The sequence below is a fragment of the Streptomyces sp. NBC_00102 genome (genome assembly GCF_026343115.1).
Lineage (GTDB): Bacteria > Actinomycetota > Actinomycetes > Streptomycetales > Streptomycetaceae > Streptomyces.
Window position 1 is genome coordinate 3,629,599 of the sequence record NZ_JAPEMC010000001.1, and the last position, 14,280, is coordinate 3,643,878.

Below are 14,280 nucleotides of genomic sequence, written 5' to 3' on the forward strand. Positions count from 1 at the left end.
GGGCGCGATGCGCGGCGGAGTCTGCCGGCTGAGTCGCAAGGAGTGAATGATAGGTACGAGGTATCATTCATGCATGCTGTATGAGCTGCCGCGCCTGACGCCGGTCGATGAGCAGGTCCTCACCGAGATCACAGAGATGCGTGAGGAGCTGCGCCACGACGTTCTCCGAGCGCCGGTGCGGTGGACCCGGGAGCTCCGCCGCGCTCTCACCGCCTCCGCGATCGCCGCGTCCAACACCATCGAGGGCTTTCGGGTCGACGCGCGGGATGTCGCCGACCTCATGGACGGCGAACGGGAGGGCATCGACGCCAGTGAGGCGGACAAGGCGGAGACGCTCGCGTACCAGCGGACGATGACCTATATCCAGTCCCTTCACGACGTGGCCGACTTCTCTTACAGCAAGGGCCTGCTCAACTCCCTGCACTGGATGTTGCAGGGCCACCACCACACGGTGCAGAGGCCGGCCGGGCAGTGGCGGCGCAAGGCCATCTGGATCAGTGCCGCCGGTGACCCGCTCAGTACCGAGTACGAGGGGCCGCACGAGGACCGGATTCCGGAGCTGGCCGGCGAGCTGGCCGACTGGCTCAACGAGGGCGACATGGATGCCGATCCGCTGGTCCGCGCCGCGATGGCCCATCTCAACCTGGTGAAGATCCACCCATGGGTCGACGGTAACGGGCGGATGTCCCGCAGCCTGCAGACGCTCGTCATCGCCCGCGAGCGTGTCCTCGCGCCCGAGTTCTCCTCCATCGAGGAATGGCTCGGCATGCCGGGGAACACCTGGGACTACTACCGGGTGCTGCGGGAGGTCGGCGGTCCCGTGTACTCGCCGGAACGCGGCACGGGCCCCTGGGTCACGTTCAACCTGCGTGCCTATCACGAGCAGGCGCAGCGGGTCCGGCACCGTGTCGGGCGGGCCCGCGAAGCCTGGCTGATGCTCGACGATCAAGCGAAGAGCCTGGGCGTCAGCGAGCGGCAGATCGGTGCGCTGCACGAGGTCGCGATGTCGGGGCGGGTGCGTCGATCCCGCTACGAGCAGAGCGAGGGACTCAACACCCAGCAGGCGACCCGGGACATGCAGGCGCTGGTGAAGGCGGGGATCCTGGCCGCGGTGGGGCAGACCAAGGGGCGCCGTTACGTGGCCGGCGAGCGGTTTCCGGCGGCCGTGCTGGAGGCCGCCGCGCGCCGGTACACGCCACGCGATCCGTACGCCGACCGAGACTCCTGAGACCGCACCCCCGGAGAGCCGGGGGTGCGGCCGGGCCGCTGCGGGCCTCAGACGCGGTGGACCGTGTGGAGCTTCGTCGCGTAGGTGCCGGTGCCGTCGAGGAGGGAGGCGCCGCCCAGGTCGGACATGGTGGGGCCGTTGACCGTCTTGCGGCTGGAGAGGAAGCGGCGCTTGCCGTTGGTGTCCGGGCCGAGGTAGATGCCCACGTGGTCGGCGGTGGCCGTCTCCGTGTCGTCGCCGGAGTCGGCGTTGAACAGGAGGAGGTCGCCGGGCTGGAGTTGCTCGGCCGCGGGCGGGTTCGTCCCGTCCGTCTGGTCGATCCGGGTTCCGGGCGTGTAGTCCACCATGTGACGGGACTTGCGCGGGATGCGGGTCCCGGAGGTGTCCTCGCCCGCGGCCAGCGGGACGCCCAGGTGGTAGCCGTAGACCATGCGCGTGTAGCCGGAGCAGTCGAGGTTGCCGGCCTGCTTGGTGGACGGGCCCGTGTAGGTGCCGTCGGGGAAGGTCCAGCCGGTGTTCATGTACTCGTGGAAGTCGGCGCCTTCGTAGCGGTACCCCTGCTGGTCCAGGTAGCCGTATCCGGCCTCGCCCAGGACCTGCTTGCCCGTCGCGGGGGTGGTGGCCGTGGTCACCGCGGGCGCTCCGGCGAGGAAGGCGGCCGCGTGGGCCAGGACGTCGGGGGCGGGGGAGCCCGCCCAGCCGCGGATCGTCCGCTCCAGGGCGGGGGTCCAGGTGCCGTCGAAGGGCTCGGGGAGGACGCGTACCCAGGTGTCGTGGGTGACGGTCGGCGGCTGCTGCCAGGTCGCGGCGTCGATCTGGAAGCGGCTCACCGCGAGGGTGACGGGCAGGCTGGTGCAGCCCTGGTTGGCGAGGGCGCGCAGGCCCACCCGTCCCTTGGGGAACGTGGTGTCCGTGCCGTCCGCCGTCCAGGCGGTGGGCTCGGTGGTGGCCGTCCGCCATGCCTTGGCGCGGATGCGGGTGCCCTCGCGGAGGACTCGTATCGTCCAGTCGGTGCCGGCCGGGACTCCGGTGGCGAGCGTGGTGGCCGTGGCGAGCTGGGTGACGGTGTCCGCGACTTCCTTCTCCAGGCGCAGTTCGACCGTGCCCGTGGTGAGGAAGGACAGCCGGGCCCGGTAGTTGTTGTGGGTGTCCTGGTAGCCGAAGGACAGGGCGTAGGAACACGCCTGGCCGGTGGGTACCTTGTCGAACCGGGCGGTCGCGCGGACGTCGACGTCGGTGATCAGGTCGTCCCGCAGAGTGGCGTGACGGCTGGCGTAGTCGGTGGTGAGCGTGAGGGTGGCGCTGCCCGGGACGACCGCGTAGTCGGTGTCGGCGGGCCCCAGCGTGGACCAGCTCCCGCCGGCCGGGGAGGTTCCCCAGTACGTGCGCTCCGCGACCGGCAGGGCCAGGTCGGGGAGGGTGCGCCGGAAGTCGTCGACGCAGGGCCGCTTGTCCTCGGTGAAGGTCCGCTCGGGGCCGGTGAGGACGGCGGTGCGCGCGCCCTTGGTCAGGACGGCGATCCGCCGGGTGCCGCAGCTGACCTCCAGCCGCTCGGGGGTGCCCGGCAGCACGCTCGTGGTGAAGGTGCCGAGGGAGACGGCCGTGAAGTAGGCGGGGTCGAGGGGGCCCAGGGTCACGGAGGACCGGGGCGAGGTGAGGGACACGGCCGGCGCGGTGGGGGAAGTGCCGGCGGCGGTCGTCGTGGCGGCCGATGCGGTGGGCGAGGCCGAAGCGACCGCGGTGCCGAGGGGGACGGAGGCGGCGGCCGCGGAGGCGAAGGCGGCAAGTACCGTGCGGCGAGATGTATGTGACATGCGGGCATGATCCTGCGCGAGCGGGAGATTCGCGGAATGCGCGCGGCCCCGATCACGGGACACCCCCGCATCCGGTGGGCCGCCCGACCTCGCCGTTCATGCCGGTACGCGCCGGGCGATCCTTCCGCTCCTGGGCGCCTGGGACCGCGCCCCGGCTCTCCGGCGGCGTGGGGACGGGGGTGCGGTCGGGCCGGGGTGCGGGGTCGGGCCGTTACCGGGCCCGTGCCTCGTGGTGCGTGTTGCCGCGGGCGTGATGGTGCGCGGCGGCGACGGAGGCGAGGAGTTCGGCGTCCAGGAGGGACGGGTCGGCCAGCCGGGTCGGGGCCGCGTACGAGGCGAAGAGGGCCTTGGTCACGCGGAGGGCGGACTCCGGGCGGCGGACGACGGGCCTGGCCCAGTCGCTGACGGCCCGGTCGAGTTCGGCCTCGGGGACGACCTTCTGGAGGACCGAGAGTTCGTACGCCTCCTGGGCGTCGAAGACGCGGCCGGTGAGGATCAGTTCGCGGGCGCGGGCGGCGCCGATCTCGTTGATCAGACGGGGGAGCACGCCGCCCCAGGCGGTGGGCAGGCCGAGGGCGAGTTCGGGGAGGCGGAAGGTGGTGGTGTCGGCGCCGACCCGGAGATCGCAGGCGAGGGCGAGAGCGACGCCGGCGCCGATGACCTTGCCGTGGACGCGGGCGACGGTGACCGCGGTGTTGTCGGTGAGGGCTTGGCAGACGCGGCGTGCCTTGTCGGCTGCGATCCGGATGCCGCGCCCGGTGGGGTCCTCGTCGAGCCAGTCGGCGAACTCGGTGCGGTCGCCGCCGAGGCTGAAGTCCTTGCCGGCACCGCTCAGGACGAGGACGCGTACCTCGGGGTCCGGTACGGCGAGGACGGTCAGCAGGTCGTCCAGCATCGACTCGCTGACCGCGTTGCCGTCCTCGGGCCGGTTCAGTTCGATCCGCAGGACGGGCCCCTCGCGGTGGGCGCGCACGGTGGAAGTGCGGCGTCCGTAGGGCGAGAGGAAGTCGGAGAGCGGGAGTTTCATGTCGTCACATTCATATCGTCACGCCGAGCGAGGTCACGCGGCGGAAGACCATCCGGGAGGCGTACACGGCGGGGGAGGTGACCCGGAGGTCCGGGAATCGGTCGAGGAGCTGGACGAGGAGCGAGCGGGCCTCCAGCCGGGCGAGGGCCGCGCCGAGGCAGTAGTGGACGCCGCCGCCGAAGGTGAGGTGGTTGCCCCGGCGCCCCATGTCGAAGGTGTGCGGGTCCGCGTTGCGGCGTGGGTCGTGGTTGGCCGCCCCGTACATGACGTGGACCATGGCGTCCTTCGGGACCGTGACGCCGGCGAGTTCGGTGTCCGCGGCGGCGACCCGGGTGTTGATGTGTATCGGCGGGTCGTAGCGGAGCACCTCCTCCAGGGCGTCGTCGACCAGCTCGGGGTGGGCGCGCAGCCGTGCCCAGCGCTCCGGGTCGCCGGCCAGCAGGGAGACGACCGAGGAGAGCAGGGTCGCGGTGGTCTCCAGGGAGGCGATGGTGACGAACATGGTGAGCCGGTAGAGGATCTCGTCCGCCGTCTCCCGGTCCGGTTCCATCGCGTCCCAGGTGTGGATCCAGCCGGTGAGGACGTCGTGGGCGGGACGTTCGCGGCGCGCCTGGACCAGCTCGGTGAAGTACTTGCGCAGATGCGCGGTGGCGTCGGCGGAGACGGCCAGCTCGCTGCGGGTCGGCAGCAACTCCTGGGCGTGCACCTGGTTGTGGGTGATCTCCAGGATGTGGTCGTGGTCCTCGGCGGGGATGCCGAGCCAGCCGCCGATGGTGGAGATCGGGAGCCGGTCGCTCACCAGGGAGACGAAGTCGGCCTCGCGGCCGCCTTCGAGCGCCGCGGCGAGGCTGTCGAGCAGGCGCCCGGCGTGCTCCTCGACCTGCGGGGTGAGCCGCTCGATCGTCGAACGGTCGAAGAGGTTGCCGAGGCTGCGGCGCTGGCAGGTGTGTTCCGGGGCGTTGAGGCGCGCCAGGGTCTTGGTCATCTCCCGGGTGGCGACGGCGTCCCAGCGTCCGGCGTCCTCCTGGCGTTCCTGCCAGGCGAAGTCGGGGGCCAGCCAGCCGCGTCCCTTGAGGACTTGGTTCGCGGAGTCGAAACCGGTGACGAAGTACCCGCCCCAGGGAGCGGGGACCACGTCCCCCATGGCTCTCAATTCGGCGAGCAGGGGATAGGGATCCCCCTGCCCTTCCGGTGATTTGAGTTTTCGGAGAAGGGCAACCAGCACTCGGCGGTCGACGGCGGGCCTGTCATTGCCATTGCTCGTAGTCACGGAGAGTTCCTCATCCTGGGCGCTTTGTTACCGCCCGGAACCTACCCGTGGGCATATCCCGACCATGCGCTGATCAATGTTGGTCATGTCACAGGGATATGCCTCAGGAATGGTCAATTCATACGCGGAAGACGTCGAGGAACGAACTCCACCAGCCCTTGCTCTTCTTCGTCGACTCGGCCGCGTGGTGACGGGGCGTCACCTGTGCGGAGTCCGCCGAAACCCTTGTGGTGGCGTTGGTCTGATGGTGCGTCACGCCGTGACGCGCCGCGGTCGGGGTGAAGACCACGGGCAGGGCCGCGAGCGCGCGGTGGAAGGGTCCCGGCCGCCACTCGACGGCCGACGGGTGCACCGCGAGAGCGATGTCCGGTACGGAGTTGAGCACCTTCTCGATCGCGGTGAGGGCGATCAGCTGGGCCGGGGACTTCGCCGGGCACACGTGCGGGCCGGCGCCCCAGGCGAGGTGCGCGCCCTTGGCCATGGTCTCCCGGGCGTCGGTCAGGTCCGGGTCGCTGTTGGCGGCGGCGAAGCTGATCAGTACGGGCGTGCCCGCCTTCAGGATCATGCCGTTGAGGTCGACGTCCTGAACGGGGTAGTGGGTCGCGTAGTTGGCGATCGGCGGGTTGTTCCAGAGCACGCCGTCGATGGCGTCCTCGACGAGGAGTCCGCCCCCTCGGTGGGTGCCCTGGCCCGTGTCCCCGGACAACATGGCGAGCAGGGCGTTGGCTATCAGGTTGCGCTCCGGCTCGACGCCCGCGCCCATCAGCATGACGAGCTGGTCCTTCAGCTCCTCGTCGCTGAGTCCGGCCGGGTGCTGGATCAGCCAGGAGGTGATGTCCTCGCCGGGCTGCCGCCGCTTGAGGGCGACGAGCTCCATCAGGCACTCCGTCAGGCGGGCGTTGGCCCGCAGCACGTCCTCGCCGTCGAAGATGGCGGACATGTCACGGGTGAGCCGGTCGCCGATGTCGCCGGGGCAGCCGAAGAGCTGGTTGAAGAGGAGCAGCGGCAGCAGCTTCGCGTAGTCGCCGAGGAGGTCGGCGCTGCCCCGCTCGATGAACTGGTCGACCAGGTAGTCCCCGATGCGCTCCACGTCCCGCCGCAGCCGGCTGGGGTTCAGCCGGGCGAGGCTTTCGGTGACGGCCTTGCGCAGCCGCAGGTGCTCGGTGCCGTCCGTGAACAGGCAGTTGGGCCGGTACGCCATCATCGGCAGGACCGGGCTGTCGAGCGGAACCTGTCCCTCGCGCAGCGCGACCCACCGGCGGGAGTCCCGCGCGAAGAGCGACGGGTTCTGGAGCACCCGGAGCGCCGCCTCGTGCTGGACCACCAGGGTGGCTTCCACACCGGGGGCCAGCTCGATCGGTGCCGCGGGACCGTGGGTGCGCAGCGCCTCGTACACGCGATGCGGATCGGCCGCGAACTCCGGGCCGTAGAGCGACGTCTGCCGCCCCTGGTGCATCGGGCACCCGGAGGGGGCGCCCTGCGGGTTGGCTCCCGGCGACGGGTCCATGTCTCTTCCTCGGTGTGAAGTCGGGCCGGTCGGGCCCGTGGGGGGTGGGGCTCAGAAGGGGCGGTGGGCGGGCGGTGTCCGGCGAAACTCCGCCGGGTTCACCGCGATCCGCCGGACACCGCCTAGGCGACGCGGGTCAGGAGGTGCTGCACCAGCGTGATCAGGGCCTGCGCGGAGGACTTCTGGTCGCGGGCGTCGCAGTGGATCACCGGAGTGTCCGGCAGCAGGTCGAGCGCCTCGCGGAGCTCGTCCTCGCCGTGCTGGTTCGAGGGGTCGAAGCTGTTCACGGCGACCGCGTACTCCAGGCCGTACCGCTCGACCAGGTCGATCACCGGGAAGGTGTCGGCCAGCCGGCCCGGGTCGACCAGCAGCAGCGCGCCGAGCGAACCACGGGCCATGTCCTCCCACAGCTGGACGAACCGCTGCTGCCCGGGGGTACCGAACAGGTACAGCACCAGCTCGTCGCTGAGCGTCAGACGGCCGAAGTCCAGGGCGACCGTCGTGGTCTCCTTGCCGGGAGCGCTCCGCAGGTCGTCCAGATGGGCGGCGGCCTGCGTCATCCGCTCCTCGGTCCGCAGCGGGGTGATCTCGGAGAGCGTGCCGATGAGCGTCGTCTTGCCCACGGCGAAGTGTCCGACGACGAGGATCTTCGCCGCGCGCTGGACCGCGTCCGGCACATAGATGTTCTCAGCCGAAGCGGACGTGGAGTCCATGCAACACCTCTTCGAGGATCTTCCGGTCGACGAGCTGGGCGGCGGGCGGGGCCTTGCGCCGGATCAGGTGGCCCTGTTCCGCTAAATCCTGGAGCAGCAGCCGGGCCACCCCCACGGGCTGCTGGAGGTGGCCCGCCACCTCCGCCACCGAGAGGTAGCCGCCGGAACACAGCTCCCAGATCGCCCGGACCTCGGGACCCGCCTGGACGGGCATCTCCCGGTCCGGGGCGATGGTGACGAGCGTGACGAGGGAGAGCGCATCGGCGTCGGGCAGACCTCGCCCGCCGGTGATGACGTACGAGCGGACGAATCCGCTGGAGACGGCCTCTTCCTCGCCCCGGGCCGTCATGCGTCGCTTCCCGCCGTCTGGCGAGGAGGTGTGGTCATCGCCTTTCCGACCGCGCCCACCTGCTGCTGCATGCGGAAGGACATCGCTTCCATGTCCACGTCCGCGGCCGCCGCGGCGGCCAGGTAGGCGCCGCTGCCCGCAGCTATGAGGAAGATCCAGCCGTCCTCGTACTCCAGCAGCGTCTGCCGCCACTGGCCGGGGGCGCGGGTGCCTATGAAGGGGGCGACGGCCCGGCTCAGCGACTGCATCGAGCTCATGGCGGCGGCGACGGTCTCCGCGTCGTCACGGCCGATGTCGGCCGAGCTGGCGAGCAGCAGGCCGTCGGCGGACACGAGGATCGCGTGCCGGGCGCCTGGTACCTGGAGCACGTCGTCGAGTACCCACGACAGGTCGGGATTCACTGGTTCTCGGGTCCTTCCATCGTCGTCGTGTCACGTCCGGACCGTGTACCCCGCTGGAACGCGCCGAGCCGGGAGGCCGTCTCCTCGTTGCTGCGCGCGGGCGCCGGCTCGGCCGTCGCCGTGGGGAGTACGGAGACCGGGCTCTGACGACGGCGCTTGGGCAGGCCGCCGACGGTGGTGGCGGCCGGCAGCGCGGGAGCGGCCGGTTCGTGCCGTACGGCGTCGGGGAACAGCGGGGTCGGGGCGGCGGCCGGGCGGCTCGCGAGCGACGGCACGGAGGGCACCGAGGTCTCGCGGGTGACCGGTACGGGGCTCGGCGGCACGTCGCCGGTCAGCAGCTCGTCGGGGAGCAGAACCACCGCGCGTACACCTCCGTAGGGGGATACGGAGTCCACCGAGACCTTGAACCCGTAGCGGGCGGCCAGCAGGCCGGAGACGGCGAACCCGAACTGAGGGGGAATGCCCAGGCTGGAGACGCTGATCTCCGCGCGGGGGTCGAGCAGGGCCCCGGCGCGGTCCTTCTCCTCCTGGCCCATGCCGAGACCGGCGTCGTCCACGATGAGGCAGACGCCCGAGGGCACGGACTGGATGTTGATCTCGACCGGGGTGCCGGGGGCGGAGTAGTTGGTGGCGTTGGCCATCAGCTCGGCGAGGACCACGGCCACCGGCTCGACGGCCTTGCTGACCACCGAGTAGTTCACCTGCCCGTTGATGCGGACCCGGTCGAAGTGCCGGATACGGCCCTGGGCGCTGCGGGCCACGTCGAAGACGGAGGCGACGGTCTCGCGGCGGCCGAGCCAGCCGCCGCAGAGCACGGCGATGCCCTGTGCCCGGCGGCCGAACTGGCTGTTGGCGTGGTCGATCGACATGAGGTCGGCCAGGATCTGCGGGTCGTCGCCGTACTTCGTCTGGGCCTTCTCGATGACGACCTGCTGCTGGTCGGCGAGGCCCTGGAGGGTACGCACGGCGGCCTTGAGGACGGCCTTGGTCTCCTCCTCGGCGTCCTTGCGGACGTCGGAGAGCTCGGCGGCGTGCCGGTGCAGGAGACCGGTCTGCGCGGCCTGCCACTCGTCGCGCTGCCGCCACAGGCCCTCGCGCTCGGCTCTGAGCTCGGAGGTCTGCCTGCGCAGCCGGATATTGGTTTTACGAGCCCGCAGCACGGCGCCAACGGCGACCAGCGCTACGACCATCAGTGCCCAGAGGACAGCGTCCTGTGGAAATGTCATGAGACTCACTTCAAGTGCCAAGGCTACGGATACGGCTTGACGTCCCCGTGCCTGCCGCATTCCCTGGCTCGACGAGCCCTGGACCGCGCCACGCAGGGAATGCCCCTCCGAAGTCGGGGCCGAGGTTGTCACCCCTTGCGGAGTGCCCCCCATACGCCATCAGCCCACTGGAAGTCAGTTGATCTTACATGGGACACATAAGTAAGTGTGAATTCCTGAGCATCAGTTGTTCGGGCTCGACCGATTATGCGCATTTATGATCCACCGTCATATGCGCGGCCTGTGCGGGGGGATGTCCGTTCGTGACGGTGAACGGCGCTGTGGTGACACGTGCGTCCAGCGCGTGCCGGTGACGGGGCGGGGTCGTCGGGGGCGCCGTGGGGTGCACGGAAGGTGGCCGCGGGGTGGCGTCCGTGGCCGCACGGGGTGGTGACGCGAGGGGCTGGTGGGAGGTGTGGGGATAGTGGGGGACCTGTGGAGATTTCGCGTAGGAGAGGCGAGCCGGTTTCCGGACGGGCATCGGCAGGGTCCGGTCGGGTCCGGGGGAGGGGTCGGGGGCGGGCCCGGTGAGCGCCATGGGGCACCGGTTCGGGCGGCTCGGGCACCCGTCCCGGCGGCTCGGGCGGTCCCGGCGGTCCGGCCGGTTCAGACGGTCCGGCCGGTTCAGACGGCGATGACGGTCACGCCCGCCTCGCGGAACGCCTCCGCGTCCTCGTCGCCGAGGTCGGTGTCGGTCACCAGCACGTCGACGCACCGCAGTTCGCAGACCCGGGCGAAGGCCCGGCGGCCGATCTTGGAGGAGTCGGCCGCCACGACCACGCGCTGAGCGCGTTCGGCCAGCAGTCGGTTGACGGCCGCCTCGCCCTCGTGGTGGACGTACGCCCCGTCCCGTACGTCGATCGCGTTGACGCCCAGGACGGCGACATCGAGCGTGATCTCCTCCAGTACCCCGCGCGCCAGCGGGCCCGTCAGTTCGTACGACTGTGGGCGGGCGACTCCGCCGGTCACCACGGTCTTGATCTGCGGCCGGATCACCAGCTCGTTGGCGATGTTCAGGGCGTTGGTCACCACGGTCAGCGCGGGCGGTGCGCTGCCTCCGGCCGCACTGTCACCGCCGATGTCCGTACGCACCGAGAGGCCGCGCGCCACCTCGGTGACCGTCGTGCCGCCGGTCAGCCCCACGACGCCGCCGGCCGGCACCAGATCGGCCACGGCGCGCCCGATGCGCTGCTTCTGGGAGGCGTGGCGGGCCGTCTTGTACCGAAGGGGGAGCTCGTAGGACACCCCGTGCGCGACCGCGCCGCCCCGGGTCCGGGTGAGCATCTGCTGCTCGGCGAGCTGGTCCAGATCCCGGCGGATCGTCGCCGCCGACACGTCGAGCGTCGCCGCCGCCTCCTCCACGTCCAACCGGCCGTGCGCGGCGAGCAGTTCCAGCAGGGCGTTCCACCGGGCGTCCCTGGACACAGGCGCTCTCCTCGGATGTGTGGGGCATTGCGGGGCTCCGGGCGTCCCCCGGGCGTGCGGCCTGGGCGGAATCCGGACAGTCGCAAGCCTGACACGAGCAGCGGAAATGTTCGAACGGTGAAAGAAGTGAGCGTCTGCGTGCTTGAAAATGCTCGATACGAGCCGCTAGCGTGCACGAACGAGCATGCGCACCCCGGTTGGGCCGTGCATGCCGGAACGAGCGCGCCGGTCGTCGGACCGAGCGTGCAGGACAGGTGCGGCCGAGCACCTCCCCCGTAAGGAGCGCGTTGTCGTGACCTTCGTCGAAGCCGAGATCGCCAGTCAGCCCGCCTGCTGGCGCCGCGCCGCCGAGCTGGCGGCCACCCGGGCCGAGGCCCTTCCCGCCCACGGCGAGCGCGTCGCCGTCGTGGGCTGCGGCACCTCCTACTACATGGCGCAGGCCTACGCGGTGCTGCGCGAGAGCAACGGACTCGGCGAGTCCGACGCCTTCGCCGCCTCCGAGTTCCCCCTCGGGCGCCGCTACGACAGGGTCGTGGCGCTCACCCGCTCCGGCACCACCACCGAGGTGCTGGAACTGCTCGGCCGGCTGCACGGCACCACCCGTACCGTCGTCGTCACGGCCGTGCCCAGCGACGAGGTGCGGGCGGTCTGCGACGACATCGTCGAACTCGCCTTCGCGGACGAGGAGTCCGTGGTGCAGACCCGGTTCGCCACCACCGCGCTCACTCTCTTCCGCGCCCACCTCGGGCTGCACACCGACGCCGTGGTCACCGACGCCGAGACCGCCCTCGCCGCACCGCTGCCCGAAGGCCTCGTCGAAGCCACCCAGCTCTCCTTCCTCGGACGCGGCTGGACGGTCGGCCTCGCCAACGAGGCCGCGCTGAAGATGAAGGAGGCATCGCTGGCCTGGACCGAGTCCTACCCGGCGATGGAGTACCGCCACGGCCCGATCAGCATCGCCACCGACACCACCGCGACCTGGATGTTCGGCACCGCCCCCGCCGGTCTCCCCGAGCAGGTGCGGGCGACCGGTGCGCAGTGGGTGGAGAGCGGCCTCGACCCGCTCGCCGACCTGATCCGCGTCCAGCGGCTCGCCGTCGCCCGCGCGGTCGCCGCCGGCCTCGACCCCGACCGGCCGCGTCACCTGACGCGCTCGGTGGTCCTCCAGGAAGCCTGACCGCGATGAGCCGGACCACGATGAGCCGGACCGCCACGAGCCGGACCGCCATGAGCGGGACCGCGGGGGACCACCCGCACCTGATAGCCGTCGACGTCGGCGGTACGGGGACCAAGGCGGCCCTCCTCGATCCCGCGGGCCGGGTACGCGAACGGTTCTGGCGGCCCACCGGGCGCGAGGACGGCCCGGACCCGGTGGTGCGCCGGGTGCTCGACCTCGTGGACGAGCTCTGCCGGCGGGCGGCCGAGGCCGGCTTCCCGGCCTCCGCGGTCGGTCTCGCCGTCCCGGGCATCGTCGACGAAGCCGCCGGAACCGCCGTGCGCTCGACCACCATCGGCTGGCACGACGTCCCCTTCGGCCGTCTCGTCCGGGAACGGACCGGGCTGCCGGTCGCCGTCAGCCACGACGTACGGGCCGGAGGCGTGGCCGAAGCCCGGCTCGGCGCCGGACGCGCGGAGCGCGACTTCCTGTTCGTCCCGGTCGGGACCGGCATCGCCGGCGCCCTGGTCCACGACGGCCGGGCCGTCCCCGGAGCGCACCACCGCTCCGGCGAGATCGGCCACCTCCGGGTCCGCCCGGACGGCGAACCCTGCGCCTGCGGCGGTACGGGCTGCGCCGAGGTCTACGCCTCGGCGGCGGCGGTGTCCCGGCGGTACGGGGCGGGACCGGGGGCTCACGCCGATACCACTTCGGGCGCGGTGGCCGACGCGGCGGAAGTCGCGCGGCGGGCGGCGGCCGGAGACCCGGCGGCCCGAGCGGTGTGGGACGAGGCCGTCTCGGCCCTCGCCGACGTCCTGCTCGTCGCCTGCGCGGTGCTGGACCCGCCGTTGATCGTGGTGGGCGGTGGACTCGCGGAGTCCGGCGACCAGTTGCTCGTACCGCTGCGGGAGCGGATGGCCGAACGGGCCACCGTCCAGCGCGTTCCGGCGCTCGTCCGCGCGGAGCTCGGCGACCGGGCGGGCTGCCTGGGCGCGGGACTGCTCGCGGCGGACCTGCTCGCAGAGGGAGCGGACCCGCTCGCCGAAGGGACCGAAGGGGAGGGGGAGGGCCGGTGATCGTCACGCTGACGCCGAACCCCGCGCTCGACATCACCTACACCGTCCCCGGCTTCCGCCCGCACGCCTCGCATCGGGTGACCGGGGTGCACGCCCAGGCCGGCGGCAAGGGGGTCAACGTCTCCCGGGTCCTGCACGCCCTGGGCCGCCCCACCACCGCGGTCCTGCCGCTGGGCGGCCGTACCGGCGAGGTGGTCCGGGCCGACCTGGACGGCCGGCGCCTCGCCCACGCGGCGGTGGCCGTCGGCGGGGAGACCCGGCGCACCGTCGCGGTGGTGGACGGCACCGACACCACCATGCTCAACGAACCCGGCCCGGAGGTGACCACCGGCGAGTGGGCCTCGGTACGGGCCGCCGTGCGCGATCTCCTGCCGCGGGCAAGCGTGCTGACGATCTCCGGCAGCCTCCCCGCAGGGCTGCGCGAGGACGCCTGCGCCGAGCTGATACGGCTCGCCCGCACCCGGGGCGTACCGGTGATCCTCGACGCGGACGGGCCGGTGCTGACCGCCGGACTCTCCGCACGGCCCACCGTGGTCAAGCCCAACGCCGACGAACTCCGTTCGGCCACCGGCTTCGAGGACCCCGAACGGGCCGCGTCCGCCCTGATCTCCGCCGGCGCCGAGGCGGTCGTCGCCTCGCTCGGGCCGGAGGGACTGCTGGCCGTGACCCCGGACGGCGTCTGGCGGGCCCGGCCGCCGGGCCGGATCGCCGGGAACACGGCGGGCGCGGGCGATTCCGTGGTCGCCGCGCTGGCCGCCGGACTGGCCGACGGCACCCCCTGGCCGGAGCTCCTCGCCGACGCGGTGGCGCTCTCCGCCGCGACCGTACTCGCCCCGCGCGCGGGGGAGTTCGACCCGGAGGCGTACCGCGAGCTGGCCGGCCGCGTCGAGGTCATCCGCGGCTGACCACCGCGCTCCACGACGCCGTCCCGTACCCCGTTCCGTCCTCCCTGTCCCGTACCCCGTTCCGTACTCCCCGTCCTGTCCTCCCCGTTCCGTCCTCCCCGTCCCGTACCCCCGTTCCGTCCTCCTCGCTCGACACCGTTCTGG

At 72.0% G+C, this 14,280-nt stretch carries 13 protein-coding genes; 4 read left to right on the forward strand and 9 right to left on the reverse strand.

Features of this window, described 5'->3' with window-relative positions; translation table 11 throughout:
* Positions 1–73 precede the first annotated feature (73 nt).
* The gene (locus tag OHA55_RS16210; protein WP_266706900.1) at positions 74–1,228 is read left to right on the forward strand and encodes a Fic family protein; all 1,155 of its coding nucleotides are present in this window, start codon (positions 74–76) and stop codon (positions 1,226–1,228) included.
* Between the two features lie 47 nt (positions 1,229–1,275).
* On the opposite strand, the gene OHA55_RS16215 is transcribed toward OHA55_RS16210, so the two are convergent.
* The 9 genes from OHA55_RS16215 to OHA55_RS16255 form a co-directional block, all read right to left on the reverse strand.
* On the reverse strand, positions 1,276–3,042 hold the full coding sequence (locus tag OHA55_RS16215) for an NlpC/P60 family protein (RefSeq protein WP_266706902.1): 1,767 nt from the start codon (positions 3,040–3,042) through the stop codon (positions 1,276–1,278).
* Between the two features lie 211 nt (positions 3,043–3,253).
* Positions 3,254–4,069: an enoyl-CoA hydratase/isomerase family protein gene (locus OHA55_RS16220; RefSeq protein ID WP_266706904.1), complete on the reverse strand. Its 816-nt coding sequence runs from the start codon at positions 4,067–4,069 to the stop codon at positions 3,254–3,256.
* A gap of 10 nt (positions 4,070–4,079) precedes the next feature.
* Positions 4,080–5,213 (reverse strand): cytochrome P450, encoded by a 1,134-nt coding sequence (locus OHA55_RS16225; RefSeq protein WP_266710705.1) that lies wholly within the window; start codon positions 5,211–5,213, stop codon positions 4,080–4,082.
* Between the two features lie 244 nt (positions 5,214–5,457).
* Positions 5,458–6,846, reverse strand: a complete 1,389-nt coding sequence (locus OHA55_RS16230; RefSeq protein ID WP_266706906.1) for a cytochrome P450 — start codon at positions 6,844–6,846, stop codon at positions 5,458–5,460.
* Positions 6,847–6,968: 122 nt separating this feature from the next.
* Positions 6,969–7,559, reverse strand: coding sequence for an ATP/GTP-binding protein (locus OHA55_RS16235; protein ID WP_266706908.1), 591 nt, complete (start codon positions 7,557–7,559; stop codon positions 6,969–6,971).
* Positions 7,534–7,908, reverse strand: coding sequence for a DUF742 domain-containing protein (locus tag OHA55_RS16240; RefSeq protein WP_266706910.1), 375 nt, complete (start codon positions 7,906–7,908; stop codon positions 7,534–7,536). The genes OHA55_RS16235 and OHA55_RS16240 overlap by 26 nt, the downstream gene beginning before the upstream one ends.
* Complete coding sequence (locus OHA55_RS16245; protein ID WP_266706912.1) at positions 7,905–8,309, reverse strand: roadblock/LC7 domain-containing protein; 405 nt, start codon at positions 8,307–8,309, stop codon at positions 7,905–7,907. Before OHA55_RS16245 ends, OHA55_RS16240 begins: the two co-directional genes overlap by 4 nt.
* Positions 8,306–9,535 (reverse strand): ATP-binding protein, encoded by a 1,230-nt coding sequence (locus OHA55_RS16250; RefSeq protein WP_266706914.1) that lies wholly within the window; start codon positions 9,533–9,535, stop codon positions 8,306–8,308. The genes OHA55_RS16245 and OHA55_RS16250 overlap by 4 nt, the downstream gene beginning before the upstream one ends.
* A 663-nt stretch (positions 9,536–10,198) precedes the next feature.
* Positions 10,199–10,999 (reverse strand): DeoR/GlpR family DNA-binding transcription regulator, encoded by an 801-nt coding sequence (locus OHA55_RS16255; RefSeq protein ID WP_266706916.1) that lies wholly within the window; start codon positions 10,997–10,999, stop codon positions 10,199–10,201.
* A gap of 292 nt (positions 11,000–11,291) precedes the next feature.
* Between OHA55_RS16255 and OHA55_RS16260 the strand changes: the two genes are divergently transcribed.
* The 3 genes from OHA55_RS16260 to OHA55_RS16270 are packed head-to-tail and all read left to right on the forward strand — an operon-like array spanning position 11,292 to position 14,136.
* Positions 11,292–12,176 (forward strand): SIS domain-containing protein, encoded by an 885-nt coding sequence (locus tag OHA55_RS16260; RefSeq protein ID WP_266706918.1) that lies wholly within the window; start codon positions 11,292–11,294, stop codon positions 12,174–12,176.
* Positions 12,177–12,181: 5 nt separating this feature from the next.
* Complete coding sequence (locus OHA55_RS16265) at positions 12,182–13,231, forward strand: ROK family protein (RefSeq protein WP_323180421.1); 1,050 nt, start codon at positions 12,182–12,184, stop codon at positions 13,229–13,231.
* Complete coding sequence (locus tag OHA55_RS16270; protein ID WP_266706920.1) at positions 13,228–14,136, forward strand: 1-phosphofructokinase family hexose kinase; 909 nt, start codon at positions 13,228–13,230, stop codon at positions 14,134–14,136. The genes OHA55_RS16265 and OHA55_RS16270 overlap by 4 nt, the downstream gene beginning before the upstream one ends.
* Positions 14,137–14,280: the final 144 nt, after the last annotated feature.

What these genes read in the sequence shown, in the direction of transcription:
- OHA55_RS16225 (WP_266710705.1), bottom strand. Translation starts at nt 5,213, where the DNA reads ATGGGGGACGTGGTCCCCGCTCCCTGGGGCGGGTACTTCGTCACCGGT.
- OHA55_RS16235 (WP_266706908.1), bottom strand. Translation starts at nt 7,559, where the DNA reads ATGGACTCCACGTCCGCTTCGGCTGAGAACATCTATGTGCCGGACGCG.
- OHA55_RS16265 (WP_323180421.1), top strand. Translation starts at nt 12,182, where the DNA reads ATGAGCCGGACCACGATGAGCCGGACCGCCACGAGCCGGACCGCCATG.
- OHA55_RS16230 (WP_266706906.1), bottom strand. Translation starts at nt 6,846, where the DNA reads ATGGACCCGTCGCCGGGAGCCAACCCGCAGGGCGCCCCCTCCGGGTGC.
- OHA55_RS16215 (WP_266706902.1), bottom strand. Translation starts at nt 3,042, where the DNA reads ATGTCACATACATCTCGCCGCACGGTACTTGCCGCCTTCGCCTCCGCG.
- OHA55_RS16250 (WP_266706914.1), bottom strand. Translation starts at nt 9,535, where the DNA reads ATGACATTTCCACAGGACGCTGTCCTCTGGGCACTGATGGTCGTAGCG.
- OHA55_RS16240 (WP_266706910.1), bottom strand. Translation starts at nt 7,908, where the DNA reads ATGACGGCCCGGGGCGAGGAAGAGGCCGTCTCCAGCGGATTCGTCCGC.
- OHA55_RS16220 (WP_266706904.1), bottom strand. Translation starts at nt 4,069, where the DNA reads ATGAAACTCCCGCTCTCCGACTTCCTCTCGCCCTACGGACGCCGCACT.
- OHA55_RS16210 (WP_266706900.1), top strand. Translation starts at nt 74, where the DNA reads ATGCTGTATGAGCTGCCGCGCCTGACGCCGGTCGATGAGCAGGTCCTC.